14 protein-coding genes are annotated in these 14,212 nt (G+C 70.9%); 6 read left to right on the forward strand and 8 right to left on the reverse strand.

From position 1 onward, the window contains the following. Positions 1–4: 4 nt before the first annotated feature. The 3 genes from AB0J95_RS12780 to AB0J95_RS12790 all read right to left on the reverse strand — a co-directional run bounded on the left by AB0J95_RS12780 (position 5) and on the right by AB0J95_RS12790 (position 2,705). Positions 5–1,348 carry a HAMP domain-containing sensor histidine kinase gene (locus AB0J95_RS12780; protein ID WP_364756443.1) on the reverse strand — a complete coding sequence of 448 codons (1,344 nt, stop codon included), beginning with the start codon at positions 1,346–1,348 and terminating at the stop codon, positions 5–7. Next, the gene (locus AB0J95_RS12785; RefSeq protein ID WP_364756445.1) at positions 1,345–2,007 is read right to left on the reverse strand and encodes a response regulator transcription factor; all 663 of its coding nucleotides are present in this window, start codon (positions 2,005–2,007) and stop codon (positions 1,345–1,347) included. Before AB0J95_RS12785 ends, AB0J95_RS12780 begins: the two co-directional genes overlap by 4 nt. A 71-nt stretch (positions 2,008–2,078) precedes the next feature. Beyond that, positions 2,079–2,705 (reverse strand): hypothetical protein, encoded by a 627-nt coding sequence (locus AB0J95_RS12790; protein ID WP_364756446.1) that lies wholly within the window; start codon positions 2,703–2,705, stop codon positions 2,079–2,081. Between the two features lie 188 nt (positions 2,706–2,893). Between AB0J95_RS12790 and AB0J95_RS12795 the strand changes: the two genes are divergently transcribed. The 5 genes from AB0J95_RS12795 to AB0J95_RS12815 all read left to right on the forward strand — a co-directional run bounded on the left by AB0J95_RS12795 (position 2,894) and on the right by AB0J95_RS12815 (position 6,297). Further along, complete coding sequence (locus AB0J95_RS12795; RefSeq protein WP_364756448.1) at positions 2,894–3,646, forward strand: class I SAM-dependent methyltransferase; 753 nt, start codon at positions 2,894–2,896, stop codon at positions 3,644–3,646. 68 nt (positions 3,647–3,714) lie between these two features. After that, positions 3,715–4,137, forward strand: a complete 423-nt coding sequence (locus AB0J95_RS12800) for an SRPBCC domain-containing protein (protein ID WP_364756450.1) — start codon at positions 3,715–3,717, stop codon at positions 4,135–4,137. After that, positions 4,134–4,463, forward strand: coding sequence for a metalloregulator ArsR/SmtB family transcription factor (locus AB0J95_RS12805; protein WP_364756453.1), 330 nt, complete (start codon positions 4,134–4,136; stop codon positions 4,461–4,463). The genes AB0J95_RS12800 and AB0J95_RS12805 overlap by 4 nt, the downstream gene beginning before the upstream one ends. 11 nt (positions 4,464–4,474) lie before the next feature. Beyond that, positions 4,475–5,866, forward strand: coding sequence for an MFS transporter (locus AB0J95_RS12810; RefSeq protein ID WP_364756455.1), 1,392 nt, complete (start codon positions 4,475–4,477; stop codon positions 5,864–5,866). Next, complete coding sequence (locus AB0J95_RS12815; RefSeq protein WP_364756458.1) at positions 5,863–6,297, forward strand: SRPBCC family protein; 435 nt, start codon at positions 5,863–5,865, stop codon at positions 6,295–6,297. The genes AB0J95_RS12810 and AB0J95_RS12815 overlap by 4 nt, the downstream gene beginning before the upstream one ends. Here AB0J95_RS12815 and AB0J95_RS12820 read toward each other — a convergent pair. The 4 genes from AB0J95_RS12820 to AB0J95_RS12835 form a co-directional block, all read right to left on the reverse strand. Then, entirely contained in the window at positions 6,294–6,866 is a 573-nt protein-coding gene (locus tag AB0J95_RS12820; RefSeq protein ID WP_364756461.1) for an ankyrin repeat domain-containing protein, read from the reverse strand. The genes AB0J95_RS12815 and AB0J95_RS12820 overlap by 4 nt on opposite strands. A 1-nt stretch (position 6,867) precedes the next feature. Next, complete coding sequence (locus tag AB0J95_RS12825; protein WP_364756464.1) at positions 6,868–9,777, reverse strand: AAA family ATPase; 2,910 nt, start codon at positions 9,775–9,777, stop codon at positions 6,868–6,870. A gap of 87 nt (positions 9,778–9,864) precedes the next feature. Further along, positions 9,865–10,074, reverse strand: coding sequence for a hypothetical protein (locus AB0J95_RS12830; protein ID WP_364756466.1), 210 nt, complete (start codon positions 10,072–10,074; stop codon positions 9,865–9,867). Between the two features lie 46 nt (positions 10,075–10,120). After that, positions 10,121–13,072 carry a type 2 lanthipeptide synthetase LanM family protein gene (locus AB0J95_RS12835; RefSeq protein WP_364756469.1) on the reverse strand — a complete coding sequence of 984 codons (2,952 nt, stop codon included), beginning with the start codon at positions 13,070–13,072 and terminating at the stop codon, positions 10,121–10,123. 141 nt (positions 13,073–13,213) lie between these two features. On the opposite strand from AB0J95_RS12835, the gene AB0J95_RS12840 reads away from it, so the two are divergent. Next, positions 13,214–13,879: a LuxR C-terminal-related transcriptional regulator gene (locus AB0J95_RS12840; RefSeq protein ID WP_364756472.1), complete on the forward strand. Its 666-nt coding sequence runs from the start codon at positions 13,214–13,216 to the stop codon at positions 13,877–13,879. A gap of 60 nt (positions 13,880–13,939) precedes the next feature. Here the strand turns inward: AB0J95_RS12840 and AB0J95_RS12845 are convergent, their stop codons facing one another. Then, positions 13,940–14,137, reverse strand: coding sequence for an MbtH family NRPS accessory protein (locus AB0J95_RS12845; protein ID WP_364756474.1), 198 nt, complete (start codon positions 14,135–14,137; stop codon positions 13,940–13,942). Between the last annotated feature and the right edge of the window lie 75 nt (positions 14,138–14,212).

The following is a 14,212-nucleotide window of genomic DNA, read 5'->3' on the forward strand; positions in this document are numbered from 1 at the left end:
CCGGTCAGTCCGGGACGACCGGCAGCCTGAACCGCATGCGGAGGCCGCGGTCGAGGGGTTCGGCGGCGACTTGGCCGCCGTGGGTTTCCACGACCTGGCGGACGATCGCCAGGCCCAGGCCGGAGCCGGGCATGGACCGGGCTTGGGTGGACCGGTAGAACCGGTCGAACACGAATGGGAGATCAGCCGGGGGGATGCCGGGGCCCTGGTCGGTGATGGCGAACTCGCCTTCTGCCACGGTGATCGTCACTTCGCCGTTGGGTGGGCTCCATTTCATGGCGTTGTCGACGAGGTTGCCGATCGCGCGTTCGATGGCGTCGGGGTCGACGTGGACGAGGCAGGGGGTGAGGGTGGATGAGAACCGCGGGGCGGTGGGGCGGGTGGTGGCCTTGGCGATGACGGTCTTGGCGACGAGGTCGAGGCGGGTGTCCTCGGTGCGGGCGGTGTCCTCGCCGTAGCGGGCGAGGTCGACGAGGTTGTTGATCAGCGACCGGAGTTCACGCGCCTGGCCGATCGCGTCCTGGACCAGCGCCGGGGCCTCGGGTGCGCCCAGGCCGTCGCCGTCGGCGAGCAGCTCGAGGTTGGTGGTGAGACTGGTCAGCGGGGTGCGCAGTTCGTGGGAGGCGTCGGCGACCAGCTGACGCTGCGCCTGCATGGAGGCGTCCAAAGCCGTTGTCATAGCGGCGAAAGACTGGCCGAGGCGGCCGATCTCGTCCCGTCCGGACAGGCCGATGGGTGCGCGAAGATCGTGGGTTTCGGTGATGTGCTCGACGGTCTCGGTGAGAGCCCGGATGGGACGCAGCACCCGGCGGGCCGCGAGCCGGGCGCTCACCGCGGCCAGCAGACCCCCGCCGAGCGTCAACAAGATCAACAGCGTGGCCAGCGAGGCCAGGATGGCGCTCTGGTCGTCCAGCCTGCGGCCGACCCGCATGAGCGCGCCCCGCGGCTTGCCGTCGAACGGGGCGGTGAACACGCGGTAGTCGGCGCCGTTGTACGTGGCGTCCTGGAAGTATGGCTGCGCCTTGCCGTTGGCGACGTCGGTGTCCAGCTGGGTGACGGTGACGAACTCGTTGTTGGAGCCGGGCCGGACCTCGCCGCTGATGATCTGCACCAGCATGCCGCCCACCTCTACCGGGCTGTCGATCGGGATCTTCTCCCCGGAGTCGGCGAACTTCTGCTTGAGCGCGCGGGCGATGGACTCGCCCTGCCCGACGGTCTGCTTCAGCGAGTCGTCCACCTGGTGGCGCATGATCGACTGCACTGTCGGGTACACCACCACCGACGCCACGGCCAGCGCCAGCAGCACGACGAGGCCACCGGCCAGGCCGACCCGGGTTCGCAAGGTCATGGTTCTTCCCGTAACACGTACCCCAGGCCGCGCACGGTCTGGATCAACCGCGGCTCGCCCAGTTTTCCCCGCAGGTAACTGATGTAGACCCACAACGCGTTCGACGCGGGCCCGAAGTCGTAGCCCCACACCGATTCGAAGATCATCGTGCGGCTCAGCACGCGTTCCGGGTTGCGCAGGAACAACTCCAGCAGCGAGTACTCGGTCCGGGTCAGCTCGATCGGCCGCCCGGCGCGGTGCACGCGGCAGGTCGTGGTATCCATCTCGACATCGGCGAACCCCAGCACCTCCTGGACCGCGCCGCTGCGCCGCAACAGGGCCCGTAGCCGGGCCCGCAGCTCGTCCAGCGCGAACGGCTTGACCAGGTAGTCGTCGGCTCCGGCGTCCAGCCCGGCGACGCGGTCCTCGACCAGGTCACGCGCGGTGAGCATGAGGATCGGCGTCTGGTCGCCGCCCCGGCGCAACCGGCGGCAGATCTCCAGGCCGTTCGGTTCCGGGACCAGTACGTCCAGCACGATCACCTCGGGCCGTGACCGGCCCAGCTCGTCCAGCGCCTGCAGGCCGTCGGCCGCGAGCGACACCTGATACCCGTCCCGCCGCAGCGCGTGCTCGAGTGAGCGGCGGACGGCCTCGTCGTCATCGACCACCAGTACCCGCACGCGCCCAGTATGGAGCACACCGTCCGGTCCGGACCGGCTGTTGGCCGGCCCGGACCTGCTATCGGACAGGATCACTTCCCGGCCGGTGCCTTGTCCTCCGGCTTGCCGCCCTGCTGCTTGGCGTACTCCTCCTTCACCTTGCGCAGCGCGTCGAGCAGCCGCTGCGGGGTGATGCCCAGGCCCTTGGCGATGGCGATGAACGCCGGGTCCTTGGCGAGGTCGTCACCCCGGCCGCCGACCTTGTCCAGGTCCTTGAACACCTGCTGGGCCCGGTCCTGGCTGATCTTCAGCTCGGCGGCCAGGAGCTTGACCACCTCGGCGGGCACGCCGTGGTCGTCCTTGGGCGGCGAGGGTTTCTTGCTGCCGTCACCGGACAGCGCGTCCAGCACCTTCTCCGCCTGGGCGACCGTGATCCCCAGTTCCTTGGCGAACGCGGCGACCGCGGCCGCCTTGTCGGTTCCCTTGCCCAGGGCGCGCTTCAGGTTGTCCAGCGCCGTCCTGAGCTGCTGGACCGACACGTGCAGGCTCGCCGCGATCTTGGCGAACCGCTCGTCCTGCTTGCCGTCGTCCTTCTTCTTCCCGTCGGTCTGCGCCGACGCGGGAGCGGCCGGAGCCGCCGCCGACGCTGCGGCCGCGCCGGTCACCGCCGTCAGGCCGGCCACGATCGCCGCGGCGGCAAGCCTGGTCCGAATCCCCATGTGTGTCCTCACTCGATGCGGGGCACCGGCCAGCCCGGTGCCTGCTGCCAGCACACCAACGGCAACTCAGCGCGACTTTCACCCAACCTTGGAATCACCTAAGGAGATCGACGGCGTTAGGCGCGGACGGTGAGCACCGATAGGGAAATCGATCGTGTGCGGCGGGTGGTCCTGTCAGGATCGGGAGTATGTCGTTCGAGGAACTGGTCGCCGAGGCGAATGCGGTCTCGGTGGACGGGTGGGACTTCTCGTGGCTGGACGGGAGGGCCGTGGAGCAGCGGCCCTCGTGGGGGTATGCCAAGCAGATGGCGGGCAGGGTCGCCACCGCGCAGGCGGCGCTGGACATCCAGACCGGCGGCGGAGAAGTGCTCGCGGAGGCGCCGAAGTTCCCGCCGGTGATGGTGGCCACCGAGTCGTGGCCGCCGAACCTGGCCAAAGCGGCGGCACGGTTGCGGCCCAGGGGTGTGGTGGTGGTCGCGGACCGCGATGACCCGCCGCTTCCGTTCGCGGACAACGCGTTCGACCTCGTGGTGAGTCGTCATCCGGTGGTGCCGTGGTGGGGCGAGATCGCGCGGGTGCTGGCTCCGGGTGGGACGTACTTCTCGCAGCAGGTCGGGCCGGCGAGTGTGTTCGAGTTGGTCGAGTACTTCCTGGGGCCGCAATCGGACGAGGCGAGGAACGGACGGCACCCGGACAAGGCGCGGGCCGACGCGGAGGCGGCCGGGTTGACGGTCGTGGACCTGCGGATGGAGTCGCTGCACACCGAGTTCCGGGATATCGGCGCGGTGGTTTACTTCCTGCGCAAGGTGATCTGGATGGTGCCCGGCTTCACGGTCGAGGAGTACCTGCCGAAGCTGCGCGCCCTGCACGAGCGGATCGAGGCGGACGGTCCGTTCGTGGCCACCACCACCCGCTACCTGATCGAGGCCACCAAGGCCTGAGGTGCAACCGTGGGGTTGCGCCTCAGCCGGAGATGTGCAATCATGGAGTTGCACATAAGGAGGACTCGATGCACATCGAACGCAGCACGCTGATCGCGGCCCCCATCGAACGGGTCTGGAAGCTGGTCGCCGCGCCCGGGTGGTGGGCCGCCGACGAGGCGAACCGGCCCAGCGTGGAACCGGTCGAGGGCGAGTCGCTGGTGGTGAAACACGCCGAACACGGCGAGTTCCCGGTCCGCGTCGAGAAGGTGGACCGGCCCAGGTACGTGGCCTTCCGCTGGGTGAGCGCCTTCCAGGGCGAGGAACTGCGCGAGGACAACAGCACGCTCGTGGAGTTCACGCTGACCACCGAAGGCGACATGACCCGGCTGCGGGTCGTGGAGAGCGGGTTCGAGGCGCTGCCCACGACCGAGGACAACCGCGCCAACGTGATCAAGGACCACACCGAGGGCTGGGCCCAGTGCTTCGACCAGGTGGCAGCGCGGGCATGAGCGACGCGACCACGGTCGACAGCGTCCTGGCCGCGCTGGCCGACCCGACCCGGCGCCAGCTGCTCGACGTCCTGTCCGCACAGGGCGAGGCGACTGCGACCATGCTCGCGGAGCGGCTCCCCGTGTCCCGGCAGGCGATCGTCAAGCACCTCGCCGTCCTGGACGCGGCCGGGCTGGTCGCCGGCAGCCGCGTCGGCCGCGAAGTGCGGTATGCCGTGCGGCCAGAGGCATTGAACGTGACCGCGCGCTGGATGGCCGCCCGCGCGGCCGAATGGGATCGCCGCCTGGCGGACATCAAACGCATCGCGGAGGCGGCCGAGGACTGAAGGACTCTCTGATGGCAGTCGAAACGGTTACCCCTGCGCGTTTTACGGCTCCGCTGAACTCGGCCACCGGTCGCTGGACCGTCCTGGCGGCGGTGCTCGGATCGAGCCTCACCATGCTCGACGGCACCATCGTGACGATCGCGCTTCCCGGGATCGGCAACGATCTCGGCACGAGCGTCGCCGGTCTACAGTGGACGATCACCGGCTATACCCTGACGCTGGCCGCGTTCATTCTGCTCGGCGGGTCGTTGTCCGACCGGGTGGGGCGTCGCAAGGTGTTCGTGTGGGGCGTCGCCGGGTTCGCGCTGACATCGCTGTTGTGCGCGGTCGCGCCGGATATCGAGACGCTGATCGCCGCGCGCGTGCTGCAGGGCGTGGCCGGGGCGATGGTGACGCCGGGCAGCCTCGCGTTGATCTCGGCGTCGATCGATCCCGCGGATCGCGGTGCCGCGGTGGGGATCTGGTCGGGGCTCGGGGGAGTAGCGAGCGCGGCCGGTCCGTTCCTGGGCGGGTGGCTGGTTGAGGTGACCGGGTGGCGGTCGGTGTTCCTGATCAACCTCCCGCTCGCGGCCTTCGTGATCGCGATCGCCAGGAATGTCCCCGAAAGCACCCATCCCCGCGCGCCCGCGAAGATCGACGTGTTCGGCGCGCTCACCGCGGCGGCGGGACTGGGTGTGCTGACCTACGCGCTGATCTCCTCGACGTGGGCGCTGCTCGGGCCCGGACTGGCACTGATGGCGGCGTTCGTGGTGATCGAGCGGACCACCGGCCACCCGCTCGTGCCGCCGTCGTTGTTCCGGTCGCGGATCTTCACCGCGACCAACCTCGTGACGTTCGCGGTGTACGCGGCGCTGGGCGGGTCGGTTTTCCTGCTGGCCCTGCAACTTCAGCTGGTCGGCGGCTACCAGCCGCTTGCCGCGGGCCTGGCTACCGCGCCGGTGACCGTCCTGATGCTCGTGCTGTCGCCGCGGGCCGGGCGGTGGGCGCAGGAACACGGGCCGCGCATCCCGATGACCGTCGGGCCGTTGCTCGCCGCGCTCGGCATGGTCCTGATGCTCCGCATCGGCAGCCAGCCGTCGTACCTGTCCGACGTGCTGCCCGCCTTGATCGTGTTCGGCCTCGGTCTGTCCACATTGGTCGCCCCGCTGACCAATGCTGTGCTCAGCTCGGTCCCCACAGCGGACGCCGGAGTGGCCTCGGGCGTGAATAACGCCGTTGCGCGCACAAGCCAACTGTTGGCTGTTGCGGCGCTTCCGGGCCTGGCGGGTATCACTGGATACACCGATCCGGGTAAGTTCGATCACGGCTTCCACACCGCGATGTTGATGTGTGCTGGGATGTTGTGCGCTGGCGGGCTGCTCTCGCTCGCCCTCGTCCACCGGCCCGAAAGGACAGCTCGATGACCGTCGTGACCGCCCATCGTGAGATCGCCGCAAGCGCGGACCGGATCTTCGAGCTCATCGCCGACCCCAGCAGGCAACCGCTGTGGGACGGCAACGACAACCTCGCCGAAGCGCCTGCGGGGCAACGCGTCCACGGCACCGGTGAGGTGTTCACGATGACGCTCACCCGGGGCATGGTCCGGGAGAACCACGTCGTCGAGTTCGAGGAGGGCCGCCGGATCGCCTGGCGCCCGGCTGAACCCGGCCAGCAGCCGCCCGGCCACCTCTGGCGCTGGGAGCTCGAACCCATCGACGACACCCACACCAAGGTCACCCACACCTACGACTGGACCGAGCTGACCGACCCCAACCGCCTGCCTCGCGCCCGCGCCACCACCACGGACAAACTCCGCGCCTCGATCGACCGGCTGGCCGCGCTCGCCGAGTCCTAACCGCTGAGCAGGGCGATGATGGCCTGCTGTTCTGCCTTGGCCGCTGCGGAGCCGACTCCGCCGCGGCCGGTGGTCCAGCGGGCGAGATCCAGCGCTGTCGAGCCGTGGTCGTTCGCCAGCTGGGGATTGGCGCCCGCGGCGAGGAGTGTTCGCACGGCGGCGGAACAGCGGTTGCGGACGGCGCGGTGCAATGGAGTGACGCCGCCGAGGGCGGTGGCGTTGGGGTCGGCGCCCACGGAGATCAGGTACTCGATGATCGCCTGCTGGCGGGGTGGGTTCCAGGTGAGTGCGCCGGGGCCGCCCATGACCGCCGCGTGCAGAGGTTCGGCGCCACGGCGGTTGCGGGCTCGGATATCGGCGCCGCGGGCCACCAGTTCACGGGCGATCTCGACGTCGTAGGCGAACGCGGCGGCGTGCAACGCGGTATCGCCCTCATAGACCTGAGCCTGACACGCCTCGATGAACATCTCGTCGGCACGCGCCAACCGTGCCGTCGCCAACTCCGGCGCGGAGGCGTGGACGGCCGCGTGATCACCGGTCGCGATGGCCCTCAGCAATGCGGTGAGCACGCTAACCCACGCCGTCGGTGAACTCGGCCGCGAACTCGCCGAGCGCGATGCGGTTGGGCAGGCCGGTCTTGGTCATCAGGTTGCACACATGGCGTTCGACCGTGCGGGGCGACAGGTGCAGGCGGTCGGCGATCTCGCGGTTGCCCAACCGGCCCACCAGCAGGGTCAGCACCTCGAACTCACGCACGGTCACACCCGCTGACCGCAGCTCCGGCGGAATCCCGTCGGAGCCCTCACGGCGCTGAGGAACTCGCGCTCCGGCCCTGCGCAGCAGAGCACGGCACGCACCGGCGACCGCGGGGTTGTCGGTGCGGTGGAAGTGGTCTTCGGCGGTACGCAGCCAGGACACCGGATCGCCCCAGTTGTCCTCGATGGCCGCTTCGCTGACCAGGCGCAGGCCGAGGTGGCGGCTCATCGTGTAGTGCTCGCCCGCGGTCAGAGCCTCGGCCACGGCGGCCGAGGCGGCCTCGCCGTCCCCCGCACGGCCGTTCAGGACGGCCTCGGCGAACAGGACGAACTGGCGGTCCCAGCGCAAAGCGCTCGCCGGGTTGACCGCCACACTGTCCACATCGGACCGATCCGCGCGGCCCGCCAGGACCCGCAACAACACGTGCAAACCGTACTTGCCGGACAGGAAGTACTGGCTCGACCCGTGGTCCTCGCTGGTGACCGCGCTGTCGAGGTCCTCGCGCGCCCGCGGCAGATCCTCCTCCAGCAATGCGCAGAACGCCGACGCGAGACCCAGGATCCGCGGCGCGTGCTGGTCGACGTCGCCGCCCCACCGGGCGAACTCGTCCAATGTGGACTCGAACTCGCGCCGGTGGCCCTGGTGCCCGGCCAGAACAGCACGGGTGAGCAACACGTACTGGGTCGTCTCCAGCAGTTTCAACCGGGTCGTCTCGGCCAGCACACGGGCGGTCAACGCACCGGCGGCCGCGTAGTCACCACGCAGCACCGAATGCAGCGCGATGCTCGCTTCCGCCTGGTACTGCGCCGTCACGGCACCGACCCGAACCGCCTGATCACGGGCGCGTTCCAGCCGGGTCAGCTCGGCGGTGCGCAGCGCGTCGTCGTTGCCCAGCCGGATCAGCGCGTGGATCTCCCAGATCGGCAGCCCATGCCGCACGGACAACGAACGGGCCCGTTCCAGGCACGCGGTCGCCTCGTCGGGATCGCGGTGCCGGGTGATCGAACCGAGCAACTGCCAGGCCTGGCAGGCAACCACCGGCAACGGCACCTGCTCGGCGACGGCCGCCGCCTTGCGAGCGAGGGCCTCGGCCGCCGCGAGCTGGTCTGCCCCGGCGACGTCGAGCACCAGATGCGCGGCGACGGCGTCGATGGGCGCGATGTCCTCGGCCGAGGCGTCCTGGCCGAGCAGCGCACGCGCCACCTCCACCTGGGCAAGGCCGTCCTCGGTCCGGCCCGCGATCGTCGCCGTCCAGGCCAGCCGAGTGTGCAGTTCGGCGCGGCGCTGTGGGGTGAGCCCGGCGACGCGGTCCAGCTCGTCCGCCAACGCCAGCGCCCGCTCGGCGAGTCCCGCCTCGGCTAAGGCGTGCAGCAACTGTTCGAGCGCGCCTGCCCGGGCGGGTTGGTTGTGCGGCAAGAACTCCAGCGCCCGGTCCAGCAGCGCGACGGCCGAGGTCGCCGCGCCGAGGTCGAGCGCACGCCGTCCCACCTCGGTGAACAACGCGCCGGCGGCCGTCCGGTCGCGAGCGTCCAAGCGCAGCCGCGCGGCGATCTCGCACCACTCGCCGGGCAGGCCCGGGTGCATGACCTCGACGGTGTCGGCCAGGGTGGCGGCGAACTTGGCGTGCTCGTCCTGGTCGAGGGTGGCCAGCACGGCCTCACGGCTGAGGTGGTGGTGGAAGGCGTACCAGCCAGGAGTTTGCTCGTCCGGCGCGACCAGCTGCCCGGCGACGTCGTTCTGCAGCAAGGTGAGCAGGTCGCGGTCGGTCAGACCGGTGACGCGCTGGACCACACCGACCGGGAAGCGCTGCCCGAAAGCGGCGGCCACCGCCAGCAGTTCTCGTGTCCTGGGTCCGAGCTGGGCCACCCGCCGCGCCAGGGGACGGGCCAAACCGGCCGATAACGGTGTTCCCGCAGTGGGTGAGAGGTGCCATGAGTCGCCGTCCGGGACGAGCACGTCGTCGGCGACCATGGCGGTGACCAGTTCCTCGACCATGAACGGGTTGCCGAAACTGCCCGCCCACAACAGGTCCACGACCGGTTCGGGGATTTTGGCCGGTTCGATGCCCAGGCAGTCGCCGGCCACCTGCGGCAGCCGCGAGCGGGGCAGCCGGTCCAGCTCGACGAGTTCACAGGTACCTCGGCGGGACGCCGCCCGCACCAGGGTCATCGCCGGGCAGTCCTCGTCGCGGATCGAACCGAGCAGCAGCATCGGCTGCGGATCGGCGTTGTCGATCAGGTACTCCAGCACCGCGAGTGTCTCGGGGTCGGCCTCGTTGAGGTCGTCGAGGTTCAGCAGGCAGCCGCGGTCGCGGCCGGCCAGGGTGATCAGCCGGAGCACCGCTTCGGCCAGCACGACCAGCGACTCGCCGGTGCGGCTGGTCTCCGGCGTGTCCCACTCGGGCACCAGCCTGCCCAGGATCGGGCCGTACGAGCCGAGGTCCGCCGGTTCGACGGGATCGGTGCGCAGCAGGGAGAGAATCGCCTCGGTGAGCGGGCGGAAGGGTGCGGTCAGGCCGATCGCGCTCGCCCGCCCGCGCATGAGCCCCATGCCCGAGGTGTAGGCGAGCTCGGTCGCCGCCGCGGCGAGCCGGGACTTGCCGATGCCGCTCTCGCCGATGAGGAAGACCGCGCCGCCGCGGCCCGATCTGGCCGCCGACAGCATCCGGTCGAGAGCCCTCAGCTCGCCGTCGCGACCGAAAAGACCTGTCGAACGATGCCGCACCCAAGTGATGCTAGTGATCTAAAAGGCGGGCCGACCAGTGCTGAACGTGTGTACCAGTCGGCCCCTTCGGCTGCGATGTTCTGCCCTTCAGTGATTGACAGGAGGACAACAAGTGCTGCCCAGCGTGTCGGCGACCGCGTCCGGCGTCCCGGCGAGCACGCTGGCCGCCAGGATCGCGACCGGCAGGCCGACCATGCTCAGCGCGGCGGCGCGGGTCGCGAAGGACACGGTGGGGAACAGGCGCATGCTGCCGGCCGGGTCGAACTGTTCGGGCGCGTTCGGGATGGTGTTCGACAAGGTTCTGCACTCCTTCTTCTTCGGGACGGGTAAGGCGTCGACCGCGTCACGCGGTGGTCTGGTGGAGCAGGAGCACGGACGGCACCTGCTGGGGCGCGGCCAGGCGAAGTAGCCCGTAACCGATCCCGGCGAGGCCGGTCAGCAGTCCTGGGGTGGGCACTTCGCCGGGCACTCCGCACAGCGGTCCGTGCCGGCGCAGCACGGTGAGCAGGAGACCGGTACGGCGGCGCAGGGCGCGGGCCGCGTCGGTCTGCCGGTCGGTGCCGGTGAGCACGGTGAGCACCTCGGCCAGGCCGAGTTCGCCGTGGCACAGCGACAGATCCCGGCGGACGGGGCCGTCGGCGAACGCCTCGATGGCGTCCGGCCGGACCGACGCCGGCAGCAACGTCTGGGCCAGCGCGAGCCCGGCCGCTCCGTTGCACCACCCAGGCGATGTGGCGTCCCCGGCTCGGGCGAGCCGACGTCCGACGATCCGGTGGTCCTCGCCGGGGCCGAGAGTGCCGAGGGCCCAGGCAATTCCGGCAAGTCCGTCAAGGAACCCAGAAGGTCCATTGTGGACACCTTGGGTCAGCAGGCCGGCGCAGTGGCGAGCGGTGGCGCTCGCGGTATCGAGGCCGAGGTCGGCGTGCACGGCGGTCATCGCGGCCAGGCAACCGGCGAGACCGCCCGCCCAGCCGGGTTCGGCGTTCTCGGTCGCGGCCGCCGCGGCGAGCGGCACCGTGGCGGCCGCCAGCTCGGTGAGGCGTGGCTCCTCGAGCAGGGCACCGAGCCGCGCGAGTCCGTACGCGATACCGCCGAGACCGTGCAGCCCGCCGCAGCCGATCGCGGCCACCAAGTCGGGCCGCTGAGCCAGAGCGGTGATGAACCCAGGTGCGGCGGTGACGGCCGCGCGGGCCTGGTCGGCGTACCGCGCGAGCCCGGTGACCTTGGCCAGCTGGGCCAGGAACACCGCCACGCCAAGGTATCCGCTGCCCAGGCTCGCGCCCATCGGCGTCACGAGCCAGTGCTGCGCCTCGACGGCCTCCAGACCCAGCCAGGTGACGCGGCCGCCGCCGGTGATGCCACGGGCGACGATCTGGTCGGCGACCCCGCAGGCCGCCGCGAGCAGTTCGTCCGGGTGGGCGCCCGCGCCCTGCGGGTCACCGGACACCGGCCCGGCTTGCGGATGCGCGGGGCTGGGCGCGCGGGTGGCCATGGTGGCGGCGATGACCCATTCCTGGTCGCGCCGGTCCACCTCACCCAGCTCCGACAGCGTGCTCAGCGTGGCGGAAAGACCGGTCTGCGGGAGCGGTTGCGGCAGGTCCACGCCGCGGGACGTGCGCAACCGGCCGGTGCCGACGCACGCGGTGAACATCGGCACGTCCCCGGCCCACAAGTCGGCGATCTCGTGCCGCAGTTGCTGAGCGAACAGCGGATGCCCGGTGCGGCCGGGGTAGAGCACGGCCAGCGCCCGGTCGCGGTCGAGCGCGTCCCGCAGGACGTCCGGGTGCGTGGTCTCGTCGAGCAGGGTGCCGAACACCCAGGTCGGGCGGGTCACCACGCGGACGTGCAGGCTCGCGCAGTCGCGGACGAGGTCGGTGAGTTTCTCGGCGTGTTCGGTGATGGCGTCGTAGGCCTGGCGGAACCCGGCGAGCATGGCGTGCTCGTGCGCGGCCGGGTCGACCGGCTTGCCGTCCAGCATCGGGCGGTTCGCCGCGCCCGCCAGCTCGGCCGGGCGCCGGGTCAGCCGCATCAGGTCGGTGCCCGCGTCGAGCCAGTGGACGGCGGAGGCGGGGGAGTCGCCCTGTTCGCCGCCCAGCCCGGACATGTCGGCCACACCCTGTTCACCGACGAACTTCAACGGCAGCAACGCCGTCCGGTGCACCGAGGCGTTCAGCGCGTCGGCGGCCGGGTCACCCGATCCGGCCGGCGCGAGGCTCGGCTGGAACAGCGTCTCCAGGTCGACCGGGATCGGCTGGTCGCCGTGCGCGATCAGGTTCTCGTAGTGCATGTCGGTGGCGCGCACCGCGTGCAGCAACGCCAGCAGCGCGCCTTGCCGGTGGTAGAACCGGTCGGCGGCGGCGCGGTCGGCCAGCGGCTCGGCGCTGATGTACTCGCTCCAGCCGTATCCCGCGCAGGCCATGGTCTTCGGTGTCCGTGGGAAGAGGTCGTCGTCGGCGAGACAGTCGAGAAACCCGGCGAACCGGACCGCGGCGGTGACGTCGTGCGGCTTGTAGACGACCCGGCGGCCGTCGGCGAACTCGAACACCGCGACCGAACGCCCACCCGCGTGCTGGTCCCCGCGAGCGTCCAGGACGCGCGTGACGCGACCCGGATCGATCCCGTCGAGCAGGTTCTCGACCAGCGCGGCCCGGTCCTGGGCGAAACGGTCGAGCAGTTCGACCGTCGCGGTGGCCGTGGCCTGCGTCGCCTGGGCGAGCAGCCGGGCCAGCACCGGGTAACGGGTGAACACCTCGGCGAGGCCGGCGGGACGGGTCAGCCGGCGGACGAAGTCGTTGAACCGGGCCTGGCCGTCCTCGCCGTCCAGGCGGCCACTGGTCCGCCAGCGGTGCAGCTCGGTGACCAGCGTGCGCACAGCGATGGCGACCAGGCGGCGGCCGAGCCCGACGGTGATCCCGTCGGCGACCTGCGCGAGGTCGACGTCCTCGGTCACCGAACCGCGGATCTGGGCGGTGACGTCCTCGGCGAACGGCGCGAGGATCCGGGCGAACGCGCTCTGCCAGTCCGCCGGTTCGGCGTCCAACGGCCGCGCGGTGCTGATGGCACGCTCGGCGAGCCGGGCCCAGGCGGGCTGCGGCACGCGGGCGGCGAGCTCGGCGTTCGTCTCGGTGAGCCGCACGGTGAGCGGCATGCCCAGGTCGGTGAGGCGCAGGGCGAACACCGGGTCCGGTTCGGCCGGGCCACCGTCCGGCAGGTCGCCCCGTTCGTGCAGGGCGAGTCCGGGGGCCCACCAGGCCGCAGGGGCCTCGATGCCGGGGAAGTCTGTGGTCGCGCTCACAGCTCGGAAGATTTCCAGACCGGGTCCGCGCGGTCATGAGTGTGATACCCCCACATTTTGTCCCGGGGTAGGGGTGCGTAGGGGTGGCCGTCCTGCGCGTTGATCGGGTTCCCGCTGGCCGGGGGCCTGAGCGGAATGTGCGTGACCAGGCCCGAAGCGGCGGAAACCGGCCCGACGCACGCTGTCGCCATGGACAAGGAGATATCTGAACCGGTGCGGGTCAGCGTCGTGGCCCTGGACCCGATGTTGGAAGTGGGGGCCACCAGCGCGTTACGCAGCTGCCCCGACGTCGAGGTCGTCCTACCATCCGAACATGCCGCGGTGACCGTGGTCGTCGTCGACGAGGTGGACCAACGCGTCCTGGACATCGTGCGCACGACCAGGGCCGAGCCGTACCGCCCCGAGGTGGTCCTGGTGGCCACGGAACTCGCCCCGACGGACGCCCTGCAGGCGATCGTCGCGGGAGCGTCCGGGCTGCTCCGTCGCTGGGAAGCCGACCGGACCCGCCTCGCCGGTGTGGTGTCGGCGGCCGCGACCGGCGACTGCACCGTCCCGTCGGAACTACTGGACCAGCTGCTGGACTACGGCGCCTCGCCGCTCACGCCGACCAGCAGCGGTGGCCTGACCGACCGCGAACGGGCCGTCCTCGCCCTGGTCGCCGACGGCCACGAGACCGACGAGATCGCCACCCGCCTGTGCTACTCGTCCCGCACCGTCACCAGCGTGGTGCACGACATCACCCGCCGGTTCCGGCTGCGCAACCGCGCCCACGCCGTCGCCTACGCCCTGCGCGCCGGCCTGCTCTAGGTGCTCGTGAGTGGTTTTGCCCGTTCCAACGGGCAAAACCACTCACGAGGCCGGGGTGGGTCAGGCGCGGGCCATCTGCTCGCGCAGGCTGCGGGGACGCATGTCCGTCCACACGCGACCGATGTGGTCCAGGCAGTCCTGCTTGGTGCCGGATGTGCCTTCGGCGGTCCATCCGGGTGGCAGGTCCCGGTCCGCCCACCAGATCGAGTACTGCTCCTCGTCGTTGCGCACGACGCGGTAGACCCCGTCGTCGGTCATGGGCTCCTCCTTGTGAACGGCGTTCCGGGTAAGACGAGCGTGCCGCCCGGTTCTGTTCTCCCGTAGAGACAAAAG

This window comes from Actinocrispum sp. NPDC049592 (assembly GCF_040675465.1).
Taxonomy (GTDB): domain Bacteria; phylum Actinomycetota; class Actinomycetes; order Mycobacteriales; family Pseudonocardiaceae; genus Kibdelosporangium.